The organism is Bradyrhizobium manausense, assembly GCF_001440035.1.
GTDB classification, from domain to species: domain Bacteria; phylum Pseudomonadota; class Alphaproteobacteria; order Rhizobiales; family Xanthobacteraceae; genus Bradyrhizobium; species Bradyrhizobium manausense.
This window is the reverse complement of the sequence record NZ_LJYG01000098.1, coordinates 1-16,767: the sequence shown is the minus strand read 5'-3', so window position 1 is coordinate 16,767 and position 16,767 is coordinate 1. Positions and strand designations below refer to the sequence as shown.

Below are 16,767 nucleotides of genomic sequence, written 5' to 3'. Positions count from 1 at the left end.
CGCCTGCTAGAGATCGAGCACCACCGCGCCTGACACGGCATCGGTCACGCCGCGCCCCTGGCCCTGATCCTCGAGCACCGACCTGAAACTGTCGAGCGTCTTGATCATCGCCGGCCGTGCCGCGACCATCGCGTCCTGGCTGGACCATCGGCCGATCAGGCAGAAGGTCTGCTCGCCGGTCTTGATGATGACGCCATGTTCGAGGCCCGGCCATTTCGCCTTGCCGCCGCGGTGCGCATCGAGGAAGGCGGCTTCCTCGCCGGCCTTCACCTTGAACTTCACCACGTTGTAAACCTGCATGGTGCGTCTCCTGAAAATGGCTTGATTGAAAAGCGCGAGCGCCGGACCATTTCGGGCTCGGGCAGATATTTGCACCCTCGCGACGAAAAGTCGAAAACAAGCCCATGCACAGTAGCCGGCGACAGCGAAATCAAGGGCTTGAAGCGCAACGAGGCCGAGTCGCGTCGCCATCGCACCCGAGCGGGTCGGCCACGCCTAAATTTTCCGTAAAACCGAAAATTGCTTGAGGCGTCGGGCAAAACAGGAGTAGGATGGCATCATCGCGGCGTGCGGCAAGGGCCCGCTCGTGACAGCTCGACACGCATTTGCTCGCCAAATCCAATCAGCAAATGGGTGATGAGCCGAGCCGCATTCCGGCCGGCCCCATCTGAAAGACCTTCGACATGACGGCGAGTAGGATCAACCAGATCCGGTCAGAGCGCGGCCATGAGGCTGCGCTCAAACCTGAGTTCTTCGCTGTTTGACCCGAAACCGACCCGGGGGCTTTCGGTTGCGAGGACAGTGCTCGGCGTTTTCCCTTCAAAATGGCTGCACAGCAATGATGTGTCTTTCGAGGAAACGGATTTCCGGAAGAACCGGCATTTGAACTGGCGATCACTTCCCGATCCACTTTCGGCCAGGAATATGCACTCGCTGCAAATGTCGGCGTGATGGCGGCCCCGCAATGCGGCACGGATCTTGAGCGCCGGGTACCGCTAAGTTGAATTTGTGAGTGTTCTAAATTATTGGAGAGGTAAGGGAATAAGAAACGGGCGCGTTGCCGTGGTGGACAAGCTTAAACAGGCGTTGGAGCAATTGGAGCAGCCAATCTGCCCTGCCTGCCACATTGAAATGAGATGGACGAGGTCCGCGCTGGTCGCCTCGGATACCATCGCGCATCTATTCCATTGTCCGAATTGCTACCGGACCAGTGAGACAAGTTCCAAGGTGAATACGACCGTGATTCCGCCTGAGAAGTTGTCGGCACCGTTCCGCGAAAGAGCCGCGTAAGGTCGCCTCAGTGGGTGGCCTCTATCATTCTTACTAGCGCCGACTTCCGCTTCTTGCCGATCTTGCAAAGTTGCGCCTGATCTGCCGGAGGTTCGCTCATTAAGTCGGAGCGGGCTGGATTTGCTCGACCTCTGTTCTTTCTCTCGCGATTGACCCAACTCCGACCTTCCCGAGTTTGGGAGATTGTCGCCGCCGTCCCCCCGCCAGCGAGTGCGGCGCGGAAAAGAAGATTTCCTAGACTAATGGAGAGCACGGCTCGCCGACAAAGTGATAGCTTTTCACCATTGCAGACATGGTCCTGGAGGTACGGACACATGCGACGACGCGATTTTCTAGTTGGGTTATTGGGGACCGCAGGAACGGGCGCCCTCTCGGCAGCCGAGCCCAACAAGGTCTATCGGCTGGCAGTTTGCAGCCAGGACGGAATGGAGAATTTCGCAAAGACGTTCTGGAGGGTTCTCTTCAATCGGCTTGCTCAGATCGGTTTCACAGAGGGCAAGAACCTGATCGTGGATAGATACGCCACGGAGGGTCGGCCCGAACGCTATGAAGAAGTCGCGCGCAAGATGGTGCAAACAAAGCCTGACGCAATAGCGCTTGGGTTTGACCACCAGATGATCCTGAAAGTCGCGAAGGAGACAACCACAATTCCGATCATCGCCACGTTTGGCGATCCGGTAGCCGCTGGGATTGTAAAGAACATGGCAAGGCCGGAGCGCAATATCACGGGCGTTTCCTTAGATGCTGGAATTGAGATGCAGGGAAAGCATCTCGAACTTTTACATCAGGCAGTCCCAACGGCATCACGCATTGCCTATCTTTCCAACCGCGCAGAATGGGAGGGGGCTTGGGGACAGGCGGTTAGAGACGCCGGTCAGCGGTCGAAAGTTTCAATCATCGGCGTATCAATGGAACGTTCGGCCGGAGAGCCGGAATATCGGCAAGCGTTCGAGACCATGACGCAACAATCGGTTCAGGCGCTCATGGCCAATGGACTTCCTCCCAATTCCGAACACCGTGAGCTGATACTCCAGTTGGCAATGAAACATGGCCTGCCCACCATTACTTGGTGGACGGACCTCGTCGAAAATGAGCCGGTATTTTTGGCCTATGCGCCAGATTGGCCATATTATTTCGGCCGCTGGGCAGATGATGTTGGCCAAGCTCTCAACGGAGTAGCACCGGCCGACATTCCTATCCAACAGCCAACGAAACTTATACTCGCAATCAATCTCAAAACCGCGAAGGCACTCGGCCTCACCATACCACCGACATTGCTCGCCAGCGCCGACGAGGTGATCGAATGACGATCCTTCTGCTGCGGCGCACGGCTCCGCAAATGCCCATCGCGACGATACCGGACTGTCCGTCATTGGTCCGCTTCTTGGCACCAACCTGACCAATCACGTTGCCATCCGATCTTCCTTCCCCGCCACGCATCACGATCCTCAGCGCGTCCTCGGGCAAGGGCCTTTGCAATGCCTTAGCCTCATCCCACCGCGCCCGCATCCAGACATCGCGCTCTTCATCCGTACGGGCGGCTCCGGACGAGATCGCGAAGAGGGCTGTGAGAGTATTTGGCCCAATCGATTGAGGCCGCCCTGCGAGGCGGCCTCATGTCCCTTCAGAAAGATTGCGTGTCACTAGTCGCGGTCGCGATGGTGTTCGCGGTGCTCGTGCCGGCCGCCTCCACCTCCGGAGTGCGCAACTGCGTTTGATGTGAGGGAGGTCGACAGCAGCATGGTCATGGTAGGCGGTGTTACCGCTGCGAATTTTCCGCAGGTCTTCAAAAACTCCCGCCGATCTTCGTCTTCCGAGGGCATGGGAACCATCCTATGGTTGTCAGACGGCAGATATTAACGTACCACTGAATTAAATAGATTGAAACAAGTTAATCGGTTCCAACATGAATTATATAGCGCACCGGCTCTCTCGTTCGGCGGACCCTCCTTGTGGCCGGGTGCTGACCTTCGCACGAATCCGCCGAAGCGTCCGCTATGCGATGTAGATCGAGACCAGTCCTGAAACAGGGTTGTCGTCGCAGTTTGACCCTTAGCCGACTTGCGCGACGTCGTCAGCGCGCCGCTCTCGCCTTCATCAAAACAAATAGGTGGGAGCCCGCGGCGATCACCGAGAAAATGACTATTCCTAGTTCAACTCCGTGCACACGCTGCGGCGCATATGTCGAGGCCAGCCAAATAAAAAGCCGAACAGCCGCCATGAAGACAATCATTCCCCACATCGCCAACCATTTTGGGGCGCACCATGTTGGCTCGCCGTTACGTCCCCACTGCATTGCAACGCGTTCGCGCTCGATACGGGGTCCAAAATAGACGTTGAATATGACGACTAACGCAACAGCGAGGCCAAAAACGTAATCTGCGGGTAACATGTTTTGCCTTCCCAGAAAGCAAGCAAGCTTATAGCGAGACTAAGTCGCAATCTATGCTTATCAGGACAGATCAATCCTCGACGTCAGCAATCCGCCTGAGGACGATCACGACGGCGATGACTAAGCCAAGTATGCCGCCAGCAATTCCGGCTAAGAACCAAATGCGCCACTTACATCACGGTCGGATAGAGCGGAAACAACGAATTCGACCGCAAACCCCATTGCCAGCGTCAGCGCAATTATGATCGCGATGGATTTGAGAAGTTCGATCGCAAATCGAAGGGCCATGTCTTTCCTCCGACGCCGCCTCAGGGCGGCCTGTCACATTATCGGCCCAGCCCGAGATGTCGCCTTCTGGCCCTTAGCTGCCCACCAGCGCCATCGGCCAACTCGTCAGCTTGTGACCAACCGCGGATATTCCGTCGCTCGGCGATTGCGATGTCCCTCAAAGGGAGTGGACTGACAAACAATCCCTTCCCGGAACTGATATTCGTCAATGACACATGAGCCCAGAATACGCAGGGTTTGGGGCGGCCCACAGAGACTAGTGGTTTCCGGGATGATCCTCGGCGCCGTGAGTACCGAGGCCACTGGAACTTCGGCGCTTCGGCGCCGGAGCTTCCGGCTAGGCTGGGAACGATGACATATGAGCGCACCAGAGAAGTTCTGTCGGCCCTACCACCAGAGCTGCTGCAGCGATACCTACCCGCGTATCACGACAGCCTTGAGATGCTGAAGCTGCCACTTCCTGACGAATACGTAGCGTAATGGGAATGAAGCCCATGCACCCGCCCCAGCATTGGTGGAATCGAGCCGAGGAGTTTCACGCCCTGGCGAATAATGCCGAGCACCCTCAAATAAGACGAACACTCCGAAAAATAGCCGAAGACTATGAAGGCCTTGCCCGCTGCGCTGAGCGGATCAAGACCGTTCAAGACTTCCAAGAGTAGGGCCACCTCGGCTAGCGGCCTCTCTCATTTGCCATTCCTTCGGCGGACGTCCGTTTGCATCCCTGAGTGAAGGCTAGTGGACGTCGCCTATGGCACGTGGCTGCCCTGAGCCCTGAGCGCGGCGATGTCCGCTCCCGGAAGAAGATCCGACCAGAATTTGCCGACTGCGGAGGGCAGCCTTTGACCCATAGCAGTAACGGGCCTGAACCTCAGGAAGGTCGTTTAGCGAAAGCCAAACCTAAGCCAAGCATCACCATCGCCGCGCCGGACCCTTCGCGCAGTCTTCGAATAAGTTTTGGACGTTCCGCCACGCCGCTTCGGATGCTGCTCGCAGCAAAAGCCACCACAACGTCTGCCAGCGTATTTAGAACCACTGATACCGCGCCCAGAACAATAAACTGGATCGCCACATGTCCAGCATTCAAGTCGACGAACTGTGGAATGAAGGCTAGAAAGAACGCTGCGGTTTTAGGGTTCAGCGCTTCAACAAGTACCCCCTCTCGAAACGCTCGCAGCGTGCCAATCGAGGGCGTCGCTTTGCCGAACTCCGCATCCTTACGAGCGGATCGGAATGTGCGGACACCAAGCCAAACGAGGTAGGCGGCTCCCACCAATTTAAGCGCGGTGAATAGTTCTGCACTAGTCAGCACGATGGCCGAAATCCCTAAGCTCCCAGCAATGACGTGAACCATACCACCTAAGCCGGTTCCAAGGCTGGAGCTAATACCTTCGCCCCTGCCACCCGCGAGAGTCCGTGCTGCCACGTAAAAGATGCCCGGCCCCGGCGTTATGGCAAGTAGCAGCGCGGCAGCGATGTAGAGTGCGAATTGGATGGGATCAAACATGAGGGCGCTATATCACCGAAAGCGTCTGGTAACAGCCCGGAAATAGCTTGCGAGAAGTCGGCATTTGGCCCCTGGCTGACCTAAGCCCAGAGCGCGACGATGTCTGCTTGCTGGACACGACCGGACCGAGGGCATGCCAGGTGCGAAGGAAGCCTTTGAGACCCGGACCGAACGTCAGCACGTCGAATTGCAACCGATCAATTTAATTCGGTGGGTCGCCCGCGATCCGTCCAAACATCCGGAAATCATGATAGGCGCCTTTGAACCAGGCCTTCTGTCGAAGGGTGCCCTCATATCGAAATCCGGATTTTTCCAGGACCCGGTCTGACGCCGAGTTTCCCGGAAGCGTCCAAGCCTCAATGCGGTTAAGCCCAAAAATCTCGTGACCGCAGGCCACCGTGGCGGAGACCGCCTCGGACATCAGGCCCTTTCCCCAAAATTGCGGGTGTAACTCGTACCCGATCTCGCCAGAACTCCATTTTCTCTCAAAGCTATTGAAGCGGATCGCGCCAATGAGGGATTCCGACTTTCGGTCTTCCATGATCCACGCGCAGCCCTTGCCGGAGGCGTAAAGCTTCACCATCCACCTTGCATAGCGTTCGCTTTGAATTTTGCTGGGGTTATCCGGCCAGTTTGAATGACGGGTTACTTCCGGTATCGACAGGAGTGCTCCGAAGGCGGCGGCATCTTTGGGTTTCATGGCGCGCAGCACCAGGCGCTTTGTGGACAGCGAGGGAAAATTCCGTCCCTTGGTTATCAACATCATGCTCTCGCCAGTCGCGCGTCCAATCAAATGTGGCGTCGGAATTCGATGGCCTAAGCGTCGTTCGATGGCTTGGGCGCCGTAGCATGATGGTCGAAACCCATCGTGAAAGTTGCACGCCCTCGGCTTGGAGAGCGCAGGCCATCTGCGTAGCCGAACATATCAGCGAGTGGCACCATCGCCGTGATGACGTTTGCTTTGCCGCGCACACCTTGGCCCCGAATCCGGGCGTGCCGCGCATTCAGGTCGCTGATGACGGTGCCCGTGCAATCTTCCGGGGTCACCACTTCAATCTTCATGATCGGCTCAACGCTCAAAATTCGCTCCGCGCTTCAACTGGGTAAGCTCGAGTTCAACCTAAGGTTAGCGGCGTTAACTCAAAAAGTCTAGCTTGGCCCGCTGCTGATCTCCACGCGAACCAGGCTGCGTCCGACAGCGCTCAAACAGAGTTGAAGACGCAGTTGAGCCAAAGGCGACCTTTCGCTTGAGCACCCATCAAGTCGATCGCTGGCCGGAGCCAATTTTGAACGCGATAGGCAGCGTCAGCCCATGTGCCGATTTGTAGACCTTGGCGCGGCGCTCGAACGCGGTTCGGATCAAGTCCTGAGTTGCATGATCTTGGTGCCTGATGACAGCGCCAGTTAGAACGAGGCTGCCTAACCCACCTCGCCAAAGAGTTTCCGTATCCGGAACGAAAAAGGAGGCTGCATGCCCGGTGACCGCCACCGCGGTGAGCCCAGCTCCTCTTAGTAACCGAAGAAATTCGTCCGAGTCCGAGAAACGAAACACATTGTGGCCCTGTGGGACGTCCTTCGGTAACGTTACTCCGATCTCGGCAATGGCTTCACGGAAGAGGCCTTGGATCCGCTGGCGCGCCGGATCATCCCACCAAGCGAACGCAATGCGTCCGCCTGGCGCTAAGGTTCGGACGCACTCTGCGACAGCAAGTTCCGGCTGGGGAAAATGTCCAAGCCCAAAGGCGCAGACGACCGCGTCGAACATATGATCGAGAAATGGGAGATGTTCTACGTCTGCCTCACGATATTCTATGGCAGGATGCAGTTGGTGTGCCAGCTCTACCATCCGTGGGGACAAGTCAACGCCCACGGCGCGCGCGCCGCGATTTGCCGCCTCCGCCGCAAGAGCACCGGGCCCGCTCGCGACATCCAGCAGATTTGCGTCCGGTTGCAAACGTACGGCGTCGAGAAGCGGCTCGGTGGCTAGAGTGGTCACCGCTGCAAAAAATTCGTAATAACTCCTTGCCAGAGCGTCATGACCTTGGCGTTCGAAAGCACGCAGTCGTTCGGCGTCGCTGCTCGACAATCCTTCTGAAGACATGATCATTACCTCTTCCGGACGATCCATCCCCAACACCGCATCATCATAACAGCTCCGGCGAGCGGCAGCATCCTCGGCGGATGGACATTTGGCTCAAGGTTGTGCACATATCTTTGTGCAATCGCCGAACGGAGCCGCCCGATGAATCGCCTGCCGATGGTTCTGAACTCTGCTTTATGGGTTGTACTTGGCCTCATTCCGGTCCTGCTTTGGCAAGGGCAACATGCCAGCGAAATTCTCCTTTCGTGCCTGCTCGCATCCGTTCTCTCGACATTTATTTCGATCGGCCGTTTGCGCTGGATTGGGCTGCCGCTCAATGCAACTGTTGACGAATGCAATGAACGAGCGAGGTTTCTGCGCAACCAAGTGACACGAATTCCGACCGGTAATGATGGCGCTTCTGGTTGACCCTCACCAAGGGCTTGCGCGCCGTTTGGACACTAACGGTATCCACAATGTCTGCTTCTGGCTCTTTCGCGACATCCGGAGATGTCCGGTTCTCCGCTGCCGTTCGAGGTGAGCGGACATCAGGCGGCTAGCCTTGGTGAGTACACAGCCTAATCTTGCCCAGTCAGAAAAAGCGGCGTAGGGGACGCTCCCCGCCTCACCGCATGGTGACCGCATACAGGCTTCGGTGATGATCAGCGTGTGGTCGCCGACATCGAGCCGGCGGGTGACCTTGCAGGCGAACCAGGCGGTGCATCCCGCAAGGCAGACTGAAAGACAGCGCAGGAATGGAATTGCCGATCGCACGGATTGGACGCCCAAGTCGTTGCTCACATCGCCCAAACTAGAGAACCGAATTGTCCGCCGAACAGCCTAAAGTCGCGCGAGCACGCGAGCGTGAGCAGGCGATGAACGGTATCCGTACGGGATTTCTGGACTCCATCGGCAATACGCCATTGATCAGGCTGCGAATGGCGTCGGAGGCCACGGGCTGCGAGATCTACGGCAAGGCCGAATTTCTCAATCCAGGTGGGTCGATCAAGGATCGTGCGGCGCTCGCCATGGTCGATGATGCCGAGCGAAGCGGCAAGCTCGCCCCCGGCGGCGTCATCGTCGAAGGCACGGCCGGCAATGTCGGCATCGGCATTGCGCTCGTGGCGAATGCACGCGGCTATCGAAGCGTGATCGTGATGCCTGACACGCAGAGTCAGGAGAAAAAGGATATGCTGCGCCTCTGCGGTGCAGACCTGCGACTGGTCCCTGCCGTTCCCTATTCGGATCCCAGTCATTACGCGCGCTATTCCGGCCAGCTCGCCGAAGAGCTCGGTGCGTTCTGGGCCAATCAATTCGACAACGTTGCCAATCGCGAGGGCCACTACCGCACGACCGGGCCGGAGATCTGGCAACAAACGGGCGGAAAGATCGACGGCTTTACCTGTGCCGTCGGCAGTGGCGGAACGCTGGGTGGGGTCGCACGAGCCCTCAAAGAGCGAAATCCAGCAATCAGGATTGCGCTCAGCGATCCCATGGGGGCCGCGCTCTACAACTGGTTCACCAAGGGCGAGCTGACGAGCGAAGGAAACTCCATTACCGAAGGGATAGGACAAGTGCGTGTGACCAGGAATCTTGAAGGCACACCAATCGATGCGGCGTACCGGATCACGGACGAGGAGGCGTTGCCAGTTCTGTTCGACCTGATCGAGCACGAAGGACTGGTGCTCGGTGGATCGAGCGGCATCAACATCGCCGGAGCCATGCGGCTTGCGCGGGACCTCGGTCCCGGCAAGACCATCGTGACCATCCTCGCCGACGGCGGACAGCGCTATCAATCCAAGCTGTTCAACCCCGAATTCCTGCGCCAGAAAGACTTGCCCGTTCCACGCTGGTTGGAGGCGCCATAATTCGAGCAATTCGCCGAAGCTGGTGGGTTACCCCCTGCAGATGCGCTCCGCGCATCTGCAGGACTAACCCACCCTACGAGACCTCGCACCTACGAGACCTCGCCTCAGACCTCCGGGATTTGCGGATTGACGATCGGCGCGTGGTCCGGGTTGTGGATGTGGATGTCCGGAAGAGGCTTCGCCGCCGCCTTGCCAAACTGGGAGGCGATGTGACGAACGAGATCCTGGCACACGGATTTGTCTGGCGTCTCATTGTTCACGCCGACCTCGAACGTCCCGCCGATGACGACGTGATCGGCGCGCGGGAACAAATATCCGTCCTGACCATACAAATATTGCAACGCGGGCTGCGGCGGCAACATCGCCAACTGCCCCTTGATCGGGACCATCTTCGGATCGCTCATCAACATCATCGACCCGAGCCCGGTACAATTGACGACGATCGTTTCCGGCACCGACGCGATGATGTCCGACTTGTCGACGAATCTCTTGTTCACAAACGTAATGCCGCGCGCCCGCAGGTCTGCTTCGAGCTTCGCAAGGAAGATCGGCGGTTCGATCAGCAAGGTCTGGTAGACGAAGCCAGGCTTGGTATGGCCCTCGAACGGCTCCCTTGGAAGCGATTGCCTTGGCTTGATGAGACCGGGCGCCAGCTGGATCACGACGTCCAGATTATGCGACGGCGTGGCCGAATAGTTCGGCCGCTCGCTGACGCCAAAGCCCTGGCCGATGCTGGCTTTGAAGGTCGTGTATGCGAACTTGATGATGTCAGTGAGTTCCTGTCTCTTGCCCGCGAATTCCACCACCGACACCGCCCACTGGCCGCCGGCTTTGGATGACGTGGTCTGCAGCGGCGGGCGGTCCGAATAGATCGTGACCGTCAGACCGAGATCGGCAAGCAGCGTGGCGGCGGTCAGGCCCATCACTCCTGCACCCAGGACGGCCACCTTTGTATCGGGCGAGCCAACCAGATGGCTCCTGACGATATCCCGCACCTTGGAGGCGCAGCCCCAGCTCAACGTAATGCCGGCACCGCCATGCCCATAGTTATGGACGAAGAATTTGCTGGAGATCGTCTCGGCGTCGAGACGGTAGGATCCATTGCGATACGGCCGTACGCCAGCGATACATGCGCCGGGCTGGTCGGCATCGAAGGTGAAATCGGGCGTCGGCAAATTGGGCGTTGCTGGCATGTCCGGTCCTCGCCAAACCTGTGAACCTACGTCTGCACCAAACGACCTTCACTTGAGATTGCAACTTTAGCTCAATCGCATTTTCCGGCCATGTGAAGTGGCTCACAACCTTTGGTCGCCGGCTGCTCTAACGTCGAGACCAGCGCGATCTGCTGAGCTGCCCAGGATGCGCTGGAGCCACCCCGCTCCTTTCGCTCTCAGGAGGGACTCAAGGTCCGACGCGACGTCAAGACTGACTATCTTTGGTGAGGAGACGCCATGTCCAAGATCCCGGGATTTTGTTCGGTTCTGCTGTTGGGACTGTCAGTTGCAGCGAGCGCTCTTGCGCAGCCTGCGGGAACCGACGACGCCGATATGAAGAAAGAGAAGCTCTTTCCAGTTGGGAACGGAGTAGGACTGACGCACTTTCGCGTCGTCATGCCCGGGGTCCTCTATCGCGGCGGCACCGAAGGGTCTCGCGCTGGTGTCGACGGTCCACGCCGACCGCTGCAAAATCAGTCTCTTCAGGCACTTTGCAAAGCCGGCTTCTCGCAGGCGGTGTACGCGTATCGAACCGGATGGAACGGTACCGAGAATGTCAGCTGCGCCGGCAATTCGCTCCAATATGACTATCACCAGTGGGACAACCGCGCGGCCTTGAAGACGGTGTTCACCAAGCTCCATGAGATCATCACTGAAGGCAAGGGTGCGATGTACGTCCATTGCTGGTATGGCCTGCACGCTTCCGGTTTTATCGCGGCCGCTTCCCTCGCTCAATTTTGCGCTCCAGCGGGATGGGATCCCCGCAAGGCAGCCGAATATTGGGATAGCGTGATCCCGCCCAAGATTCGTTATCCAAAAGAGCACGACGAGGTCGCGAATTTCGTCCGCTTCACGGATCCGGAGCTGCAAATTTCCGAGCAGGACGCGGCTCGCGTTTGTCCGCAATATCATTGAGGCTTCCAGGACCTTTTTCATGCGCGCATCGCACGCCATGAGACCTGTGCGTTTCACTCAGCTGCTATTGCTGCCGCTGCAGCTGCTGGCTCCGGCATACGCCTATGCCGGCTTATCCGTCGACCCTGCGCGCGGCGAACAGACCATGCAGATTCCGGTGCCAGGCAGAAATGCCGAGATTTGCGTCGTTCCCAAGCATCTCGCTGCGGGGAAATATTTCGACAAGGACAGCGAGATCGAGATTCGGCTTTGCAATATCGATGAGCACAAGAATTCGGCTGTTTGTCCGAAACTCAACAGCACGAATCCGGGTCTTGACCTCTATTCACTCCCTCAAGGGGGCACTCCCGAACAGGTTGAGGCCGCTCGTTGCAACACTGCCGGCGCCCACAAGATAGCCAAATACAAGCTGAGCTCCAGCTGCAGCTACACGCCATCCATCCTCGGCTACTACCATCTGTCGCGCATGCTTGGTGGCATCGCTGACGTACCTCCGGCAGTTCTGCGCACGTTTGACCTGCAAAACCATATTGCCCTCGGTCGCGCGGCGCTGGCGGAGACCGCCTCGAACAGCCTTATTCACCAGACCTGGGCAAGCCTGATGGCGCAATTGACAGCAGGCGCGAACGGCAAAAGGCGGGATTTTCTGCTGACCGACGACTTCACCCAGTCGTATGGCGCCCTTAGCGAAAATCCAAAGCATGAAAGCTTCTACAAGGAGTTCTTCAATGGCGGAGCCAACAACGTAGCCCGCGCGGTGAATTTCCGCGACAGGAACCCGGTCGTGCAAATGCTGGCCCGCAACGTCGACATCAGTACGCTGGTGGGACGAAGCTTCACCACCGAAAACGTTCAGGAGATGGTGCAGCTCAAGGATGCTGCGGACTTGATCGTGCTCGACACGCTGATGAACCAGCAGGATCGCTTCGGCAACATCCACTATCTTACCACCTACTACTACCTCGACGCAGCGGACCCGGAGGGGGATGGCAGCCCCAAGCTGAAGTCGAGCAAGGACTTGACGCCCGAAGAGGCTGCGAGACTGGGAGCTGTTCAGCTCAAGAAGATGCTCCTGAAAGACAATGACTGCGGGGTCGCAAAGGAGAATATTGCAAATCGAGTCGGCCTGGCCGATCGTATCGCGCACATTGATCCCAAGACCTACCTGCTTCTCCAGCAATTTGACGCCGTTGCCGATTCGACTGAAACGAAGGATTTCTTCGTCCGGGAATTGGTTTTTACGGCCGACGATTACGCCAACGTCCGAAGGAATCTGAAGGACCTTGCGGCCAAGCTGCATCAAGCATGCCTCAAAGGCGTCTTGAAGCTCGACCTGGATCTGCAGGCCCATTTCTCGACCCAAACAGTCAAAGTCAGGAGTTGCGAGCCGTGAGAGCTCCGCAGCCGCGGCGGCCGCGGGCGAATCCGATCAGCTGCGTCGTCTGATCGCGCGCGGCAGACTCAGTCGAAGAAGGCTTTATCGCCGAACTTGGTTTCGGTCGCCCGGACGTAGTCCAGCACAAAGCCCAGGTTCCTTCTGAGCCGTTGAACATTGATAGCCGCGCTGTTCTGGGAGTAGAGACCAAGGTCGGCGACGAACACTTCAGGATCGGAATAGCCGAGATAGCCGGTCGCGGGGGTGTCGAGGAATCGTTTCAGATCGTCCAGTTTCTGGATGACGCCGCGATCGAAGCGGCTGAACCAGGTCAGATTCCGCGCGTTCCAACTGTCGCTGAGATCGGCTCCGCCGTTATCGGTCATGTAGAAATGAGCGCGACCTTGATCGTCTTTCCGGATCGCCACGTTGCCGCCGCTGTACCGGTCCCACTGCTGGGTGATGGCGTCGATCGTCATGATGACCGAATATTCCCGCGCGAGCTCGAGTTCGTCGCCGTCATAGCCGGTTTTCAAAGTCAGGCTCTTGCCTGCCGTCGGTTTCTCATTCGCCGCCTGCAGGAACCGAATGATCGGGTGACCGGCGTTCGGGGCGCCATTTGACGCGGCGTGGGTGTTGGCGATCGCGTCGAACGCGACGCCCGTGTCGTCCTTCTTGGCCTTGACACAGCCCTTCAGGGGTGACCCGGAGTCTATGGCCTTCAATATTCGGGCCTTGTTGGCCAACCGCGCGGAACCATGAATGTTGTACTTTCCGATGAGGGATTTCAACGCCTGGCTCGCGATCGGGCCAAGCTCGTAGCGTGCGGCGGGGCGATAGATCTGGTCGTATCCAAGGATGGCACTGAGATTGAAGGCTGCTATCTCGACGTCGGGATTGGCGGAACTATTCCGCGGGACGAAGGATCCGCGCGACTTGTAGCCTTTCGGATCCGACGCATCGATCTTCTCGATCTTCATATTGATCGACGTCGAGCCCGACAGCTCCTTGAATGTATAGGAGGCGCTGTCCTCGAGGTTCATTCCCCTCCACTTCTTCATCCAATCCTTGCTGTCCGCCGAAAGCGATCGGCCCTCCGACTGGAGCGCTTCCGGCACTGGAAAACTCTGGATTTCGTAACCGGCCGGCGCGGCGCGCAAGGGAGCCGGCATATCCGCCGCAGCCAAAACCGCCAGACAAAACGCTGCCAGAATAGCTGTTCGCTTCTTCGGCAACCGATCCATTGCTTCCTCTCGCAATTGTTCGCCGCGACGGTCGATCCGACTTTTCACTCGGCGCCGTCGGCGGCAGGCGCAACGTCAGAACGGCTCCCGCACTTTCGTGACCTCGGGCGTTTCCCGATCCTTCGCAAACTCGACTTGAAGAATGAGATCGAAAACATCGCCTTTCCAGGGGTCCGGATAAGCGTCCGCCGATGCCTTCAGCGCATGCATCATCGGCGGGATATTTCCGTGATGCCAACAGACCACGACGAGCGCCCCATCGAAGGCGTCGCTCTTGCGAAGGTGGTGCGCCAGCGCGCCGTAGTCCTGATCGGCGTAGGTTTCATCGATTGTCAGGTGACATTGCCTGGCAAGAGGCTCCAGCGTCTGAATTGGACGCCGGCTGTGCTTTGAAGCAGCGGTTGCGAACAACCACTTCGGCGCTCCAAATGTCGCTGGAATGTATTGAGCCAGCCGTTGCGCGCGGGCATTGCCGGCGGGAGTGAGGTCGGGATCAAGCGGATCGTCCGACTTTTCGGCGTGCCGCATGACCAAAATCACCTTGGCGCTCATGATCGAAATGCTCCCGGAAGGGAAATAGTGTGTAGCAGGACTTCGCTGAAGCAAATGTAAGCTAAATCACAGTGCCGAACGACTGCCGATCGTACACTGAAGCATGCATGACGGATGATCGGTTCATGTCCCTCGCGGAGAGGTCAACGATGTCGAAAAGGCCGTCGATTCAACATGAATACCATCCCAAGCGGGATCGCCTCGAAATCACCATCAAGCATTTCTCGCTCACGAAAAAATCAGAGCGCGAGGATTTGGTGAAGTACCTTCTTCAAAAGCTGACAGGGGGTACGGATATCGCAAAGAAGCTCAAGCGCGCAAAAAATCCATGGAAGGAAACCAGAATACCCGAGGTCGGAGATTGATTCTGCGTGGATCACCCAAGCAGCGGTTGAGCGATGCCGCTGCTGTTCGGGGTTGAGCGGGCATCAGGTGGCCAGCCTCAACGAGGACACAGCCTCATCCGGCCGCCGGCGCAGGCGGTTGACGCCGTCCTTGCCTGTATTAAATGACCTCCATGAAAAAGATCGGATTTCTGTCCTTCGGACACTGGACCCCCTCGCCACAGTCGCAGACGCGCTCGGCGGCAGACACGCTGCTGCAATCGATCGAGCTGGCGGTCGCGGCCGAGCAGCTCGGCGCCGATGGGGCCTATTACCGCGTCCATCATTTCGCGCGGCAGCTGGCCTCGCCCTTCCCGCTGCTTGCCGCCGTCGGCGCCAGGACCAGCACGATCGAGATTGGCACGGCCGTGATCGACATGCGCTACGAGAACCCGCTCTACATGGTCGAGGACGCAGGCAGCGCCGATCTCATCGCCGGCGGACGGCTTCAGCTCGGCATCAGCCGCGGCTCGCCCGAGCAGGTGATCGACGGCTGGCGCTATTTTGGCTATCGCCCGGCGGAGGGCCAGAGCGATGCCGACATGGGCCGGCGCCACGCGGAGGTGTTTCTCGACCTGCTCCGCGGCGAAGGCTTCGCCCAGCCCAATCCGCAGCCGATGTTTCCGAACCCGCCGGGCCTGTTGCGGCTTGAGCCGCATTCGGCGGGCTTGCGCGAACGCATCTGGTGGGGCGCCGGCTCGAACGCAACAGCGGTGTGGGCGGCAAAGCTCGGCATGAATTTGCAGAGCTCGACGCTGAAGAACGACGAAACCGGCGAAGCCTTTCACGTGCAGCAGGCCGCGCAAATCCGCGCCTATCGCGCCGCGTGGAAGGAAGCCGGCCACACCCGCACGCCGCGCGTCTCGGTCAGCCGCAGCATCTTCGCGCTGATGGATGATCGCGACCGCGCCTATTTCGGCGGCGAGCGCGGTGGCGAGGACCAGATCGGCTTCATCGATCCACAGACAAGGGCGATCTTCGGCCGCTCCTATGCGGCGGAGCCTGAGGTGCTGATCGAGCAGCTCAGGCAGGACGAGGCGATCGCGGAAGCCGACACGCTGCTGCTGACGATTCCGAACCAGCTCGGCGTCGACTATTGCGCTCATGCGATCGAGGCGATCCTGAAGCATGTCGCGCCGGCGCTCGGGTGGCGGTGAGGCCAGGTCGCCGCCTCGCGATGCAAGCCAGGACTGACTGGCTTTGATCTTCCCGGGCCAAGCGTCTGTCTCCTCGCGCGGGACACTGAAGCAACAGAGATAGATCAGACCGTGCGCCGATCAAATCGGCGCAGCGAAAAGCTGGCTACCTGTTCTCCGTGCGCTCAGTGAGGCGCGAATGAACATCAGATGAATAGACGCGATGATGTCGTCGCGCTCGGTGCGTTGCAAAACCTCAAATTCGGAACATCAGCTGCAGACATCGCGCCGCAGGAACGTTTGCGCGATTGCCAATTTATCCCGTGCCTGCATGGCGATTCTTTGCAAGAAACTGGAGGAGACGAAAGATGAGGATTTGGAAACTTTCTGCGGCTGCGGCTGCTCTGCTGGCCAGCACGGCTCTCGCCGTTGCGCAATCGAGCTCGACGGTCGGCACCGGCGGCTCTTCGGCCGGTGGTGGCACCAGCAACTCGACCATCGGCACGGGCGGCTCTTCGGCGGG

Annotated in this window: 18 protein-coding genes and 1 pseudogene; 8 read left to right on the top strand and 11 right to left on the bottom strand. The window is 58.5% G+C overall.

Translation table 11 applies throughout. The features are described from left to right. Positions 1 to 6: 6 nt before the first annotated feature. Positions 7 to 300: a hypothetical protein gene (locus tag AOQ71_RS23845; protein ID WP_057751877.1), complete on the bottom strand. Its 294-nt coding sequence runs from the start codon at positions 298 to 300 to the stop codon at positions 7 to 9. Positions 301 to 1,604: 1,304 nt separating this feature from the next. Here AOQ71_RS23845 and AOQ71_RS23840 point away from each other — a divergent pair. Then, positions 1,605 to 2,597 carry an ABC transporter substrate-binding protein gene (locus AOQ71_RS23840; protein WP_162268402.1) on the top strand — a complete coding sequence of 331 codons (993 nt, stop codon included), beginning with the start codon at positions 1,605 to 1,607 and terminating at the stop codon, positions 2,595 to 2,597. A 767-nt stretch (positions 2,598 to 3,364) separates the two neighbouring features. Here the strand turns inward: AOQ71_RS23840 and AOQ71_RS23835 are convergent. The 7 genes and pseudogenes from AOQ71_RS23835 to AOQ71_RS43775 form a co-directional block, all read right to left on the bottom strand. After that, positions 3,365 to 3,682, bottom strand: coding sequence for an SdpI family protein (locus AOQ71_RS23835; protein ID WP_057751871.1), 318 nt, complete (start codon positions 3,680 to 3,682; stop codon positions 3,365 to 3,367). A gap of 150 nt (positions 3,683 to 3,832) precedes the next feature. Then, complete coding sequence (locus tag AOQ71_RS46025; RefSeq protein ID WP_162268401.1) at positions 3,833 to 3,970, bottom strand: hypothetical protein; 138 nt, start codon at positions 3,968 to 3,970, stop codon at positions 3,833 to 3,835. Between the two features lie 425 nt (positions 3,971 to 4,395). Then, positions 4,396 to 4,626, bottom strand: a complete 231-nt coding sequence (locus AOQ71_RS45335) for a hypothetical protein (protein WP_157083641.1) — start codon at positions 4,624 to 4,626, stop codon at positions 4,396 to 4,398. A 215-nt stretch (positions 4,627 to 4,841) separates the two neighbouring features. Then, on the bottom strand, positions 4,842 to 5,477 hold the full coding sequence (locus AOQ71_RS23830; RefSeq protein ID WP_057751868.1) for a LysE family translocator: 636 nt from the start codon (positions 5,475 to 5,477) through the stop codon (positions 4,842 to 4,844). A gap of 202 nt (positions 5,478 to 5,679) precedes the next feature. After that, positions 5,680 to 6,243 carry a GNAT family N-acetyltransferase gene (locus AOQ71_RS23825; RefSeq protein WP_245317089.1) on the bottom strand — a complete coding sequence of 188 codons (564 nt, stop codon included), beginning with the start codon at positions 6,241 to 6,243 and terminating at the stop codon, positions 5,680 to 5,682. 50 nt (positions 6,244 to 6,293) lie between these two features. Further along, positions 6,294 to 6,551 (bottom strand): annotated as a pseudogene (gene fusA / locus AOQ71_RS23820) (elongation factor G); the annotation flags it as partial. 184 nt (positions 6,552 to 6,735) lie between these two features. Then, the gene (locus tag AOQ71_RS43775) at positions 6,736 to 7,605 is read right to left on the bottom strand and encodes a class I SAM-dependent methyltransferase (protein ID WP_083514449.1); all 870 of its coding nucleotides are present in this window, start codon (positions 7,603 to 7,605) and stop codon (positions 6,736 to 6,738) included. A 114-nt stretch (positions 7,606 to 7,719) separates the two neighbouring features. Between AOQ71_RS43775 and AOQ71_RS45330 the strand changes: the two genes are divergently transcribed. Then, positions 7,720 to 7,986, top strand: coding sequence for a hypothetical protein (locus tag AOQ71_RS45330; RefSeq protein WP_157083640.1), 267 nt, complete (start codon positions 7,720 to 7,722; stop codon positions 7,984 to 7,986). A gap of 446 nt (positions 7,987 to 8,432) precedes the next feature. After that, positions 8,433 to 9,425, top strand: coding sequence for a cysteine synthase A (locus AOQ71_RS23805; protein ID WP_057751858.1), 993 nt, complete (start codon positions 8,433 to 8,435; stop codon positions 9,423 to 9,425). A gap of 104 nt (positions 9,426 to 9,529) precedes the next feature. Here AOQ71_RS23805 and AOQ71_RS23800 read toward each other — a convergent pair whose 3' ends face one another. Continuing rightward, on the bottom strand, positions 9,530 to 10,618 hold the full coding sequence (locus tag AOQ71_RS23800; protein ID WP_057751855.1) for an FAD-dependent oxidoreductase: 1,089 nt from the start codon (positions 10,616 to 10,618) through the stop codon (positions 9,530 to 9,532). Positions 10,619 to 10,876: 258 nt separating this feature from the next. Between AOQ71_RS23800 and AOQ71_RS23795 the strand changes: the two genes are divergently transcribed. Together AOQ71_RS23795 and AOQ71_RS23790 are read left to right on the top strand one after the other, a co-directional pair. Continuing rightward, positions 10,877 to 11,554, top strand: coding sequence for a hypothetical protein (locus tag AOQ71_RS23795; RefSeq protein WP_157083639.1), 678 nt, complete (start codon positions 10,877 to 10,879; stop codon positions 11,552 to 11,554). Positions 11,555 to 11,573: 19 nt separating this feature from the next. Further along, a complete protein-coding gene (locus AOQ71_RS23790; protein WP_057751849.1) occupies positions 11,574 to 12,947 on the top strand; it encodes a hypothetical protein in 1,374 nt (457 codons plus the stop codon). 68 nt (positions 12,948 to 13,015) lie between these two features. On the opposite strand, the gene AOQ71_RS23785 is transcribed toward AOQ71_RS23790, so the two are convergent. Both AOQ71_RS23785 and AOQ71_RS23780 read right to left on the bottom strand, forming a co-directional pair. Beyond that, positions 13,016 to 14,173 (bottom strand): hypothetical protein, encoded by a 1,158-nt coding sequence (locus AOQ71_RS23785; RefSeq protein ID WP_157083638.1) that lies wholly within the window; start codon positions 14,171 to 14,173, stop codon positions 13,016 to 13,018. 75 nt (positions 14,174 to 14,248) lie between these two features. Next, on the bottom strand, positions 14,249 to 14,725 hold the full coding sequence (locus AOQ71_RS23780) for a histidine phosphatase family protein (protein ID WP_057751845.1): 477 nt from the start codon (positions 14,723 to 14,725) through the stop codon (positions 14,249 to 14,251). 149 nt (positions 14,726 to 14,874) lie between these two features. On the opposite strand from AOQ71_RS23780, the gene AOQ71_RS23775 reads away from it, so the two are divergent. From AOQ71_RS23775 to AOQ71_RS45325, 3 genes are all read left to right on the top strand, one after another. Continuing rightward, positions 14,875 to 15,090, top strand: a complete 216-nt coding sequence (locus tag AOQ71_RS23775; protein WP_157083637.1) for a hypothetical protein — start codon at positions 14,875 to 14,877, stop codon at positions 15,088 to 15,090. 152 nt (positions 15,091 to 15,242) lie between these two features. Beyond that, entirely contained in the window at positions 15,243 to 16,265 is a 1,023-nt protein-coding gene (locus AOQ71_RS23770) for an LLM class flavin-dependent oxidoreductase (protein ID WP_057751938.1), read from the top strand. Between the two features lie 189 nt (positions 16,266 to 16,454). Continuing rightward, positions 16,455 to 16,616 carry a hypothetical protein gene (locus AOQ71_RS45325; RefSeq protein ID WP_157083636.1) on the top strand — a complete coding sequence of 54 codons (162 nt, stop codon included), beginning with the start codon at positions 16,455 to 16,457 and terminating at the stop codon, positions 16,614 to 16,616. The last annotated feature ends 151 nt before the right edge of the window (positions 16,617 to 16,767 follow it).

Bases quoted from the DNA above. Each gene is read 5' to 3' on its own strand.
- AOQ71_RS23845 (WP_057751877.1), bottom strand. From the start codon at position 300: ATGCAGGTTTACAACGTGGTGAAGTTCAAGGTGAAGGCCGGCGAGGAA.
- AOQ71_RS23840 (WP_162268402.1), top strand. From the start codon at position 1,605: ATGCGACGACGCGATTTTCTAGTTGGGTTATTGGGGACCGCAGGAACG.
- AOQ71_RS23835 (WP_057751871.1), bottom strand. From the start codon at position 3,682: ATGTTACCCGCAGATTACGTTTTTGGCCTCGCTGTTGCGTTAGTCGTC.
- AOQ71_RS46025 (WP_162268401.1), bottom strand. From the start codon at position 3,970: ATGGCCCTTCGATTTGCGATCGAACTTCTCAAATCCATCGCGATCATA.
- AOQ71_RS23830 (WP_057751868.1), bottom strand. From the start codon at position 5,477: ATGTTTGATCCCATCCAATTCGCACTCTACATCGCTGCCGCGCTGCTA.
- AOQ71_RS23825 (WP_245317089.1), bottom strand. From the start codon at position 6,243: ATGATGTTGATAACCAAGGGACGGAATTTTCCCTCGCTGTCCACAAAG.
- AOQ71_RS43775 (WP_083514449.1), bottom strand. From the start codon at position 7,605: ATGGATCGTCCGGAAGAGGTAATGATCATGTCTTCAGAAGGATTGTCG.
- AOQ71_RS45330 (WP_157083640.1), top strand. From the start codon at position 7,720: ATGAATCGCCTGCCGATGGTTCTGAACTCTGCTTTATGGGTTGTACTT.
- AOQ71_RS23805 (WP_057751858.1), top strand. From the start codon at position 8,433: ATGAACGGTATCCGTACGGGATTTCTGGACTCCATCGGCAATACGCCA.
- AOQ71_RS23800 (WP_057751855.1), bottom strand. From the start codon at position 10,618: ATGCCAGCAACGCCCAATTTGCCGACGCCCGATTTCACCTTCGATGCC.
- AOQ71_RS23795 (WP_157083639.1), top strand. From the start codon at position 10,877: ATGTCCAAGATCCCGGGATTTTGTTCGGTTCTGCTGTTGGGACTGTCA.
- AOQ71_RS23790 (WP_057751849.1), top strand. From the start codon at position 11,574: ATGCGCGCATCGCACGCCATGAGACCTGTGCGTTTCACTCAGCTGCTA.
- AOQ71_RS23785 (WP_157083638.1), bottom strand. From the start codon at position 14,173: ATGGATCGGTTGCCGAAGAAGCGAACAGCTATTCTGGCAGCGTTTTGT.
- AOQ71_RS23780 (WP_057751845.1), bottom strand. From the start codon at position 14,725: ATGAGCGCCAAGGTGATTTTGGTCATGCGGCACGCCGAAAAGTCGGAC.
- AOQ71_RS23775 (WP_157083637.1), top strand. From the start codon at position 14,875: ATGTCGAAAAGGCCGTCGATTCAACATGAATACCATCCCAAGCGGGAT.
- AOQ71_RS23770 (WP_057751938.1), top strand. From the start codon at position 15,243: ATGAAAAAGATCGGATTTCTGTCCTTCGGACACTGGACCCCCTCGCCA.
- AOQ71_RS45325 (WP_157083636.1), top strand. From the start codon at position 16,455: ATGAATAGACGCGATGATGTCGTCGCGCTCGGTGCGTTGCAAAACCTC.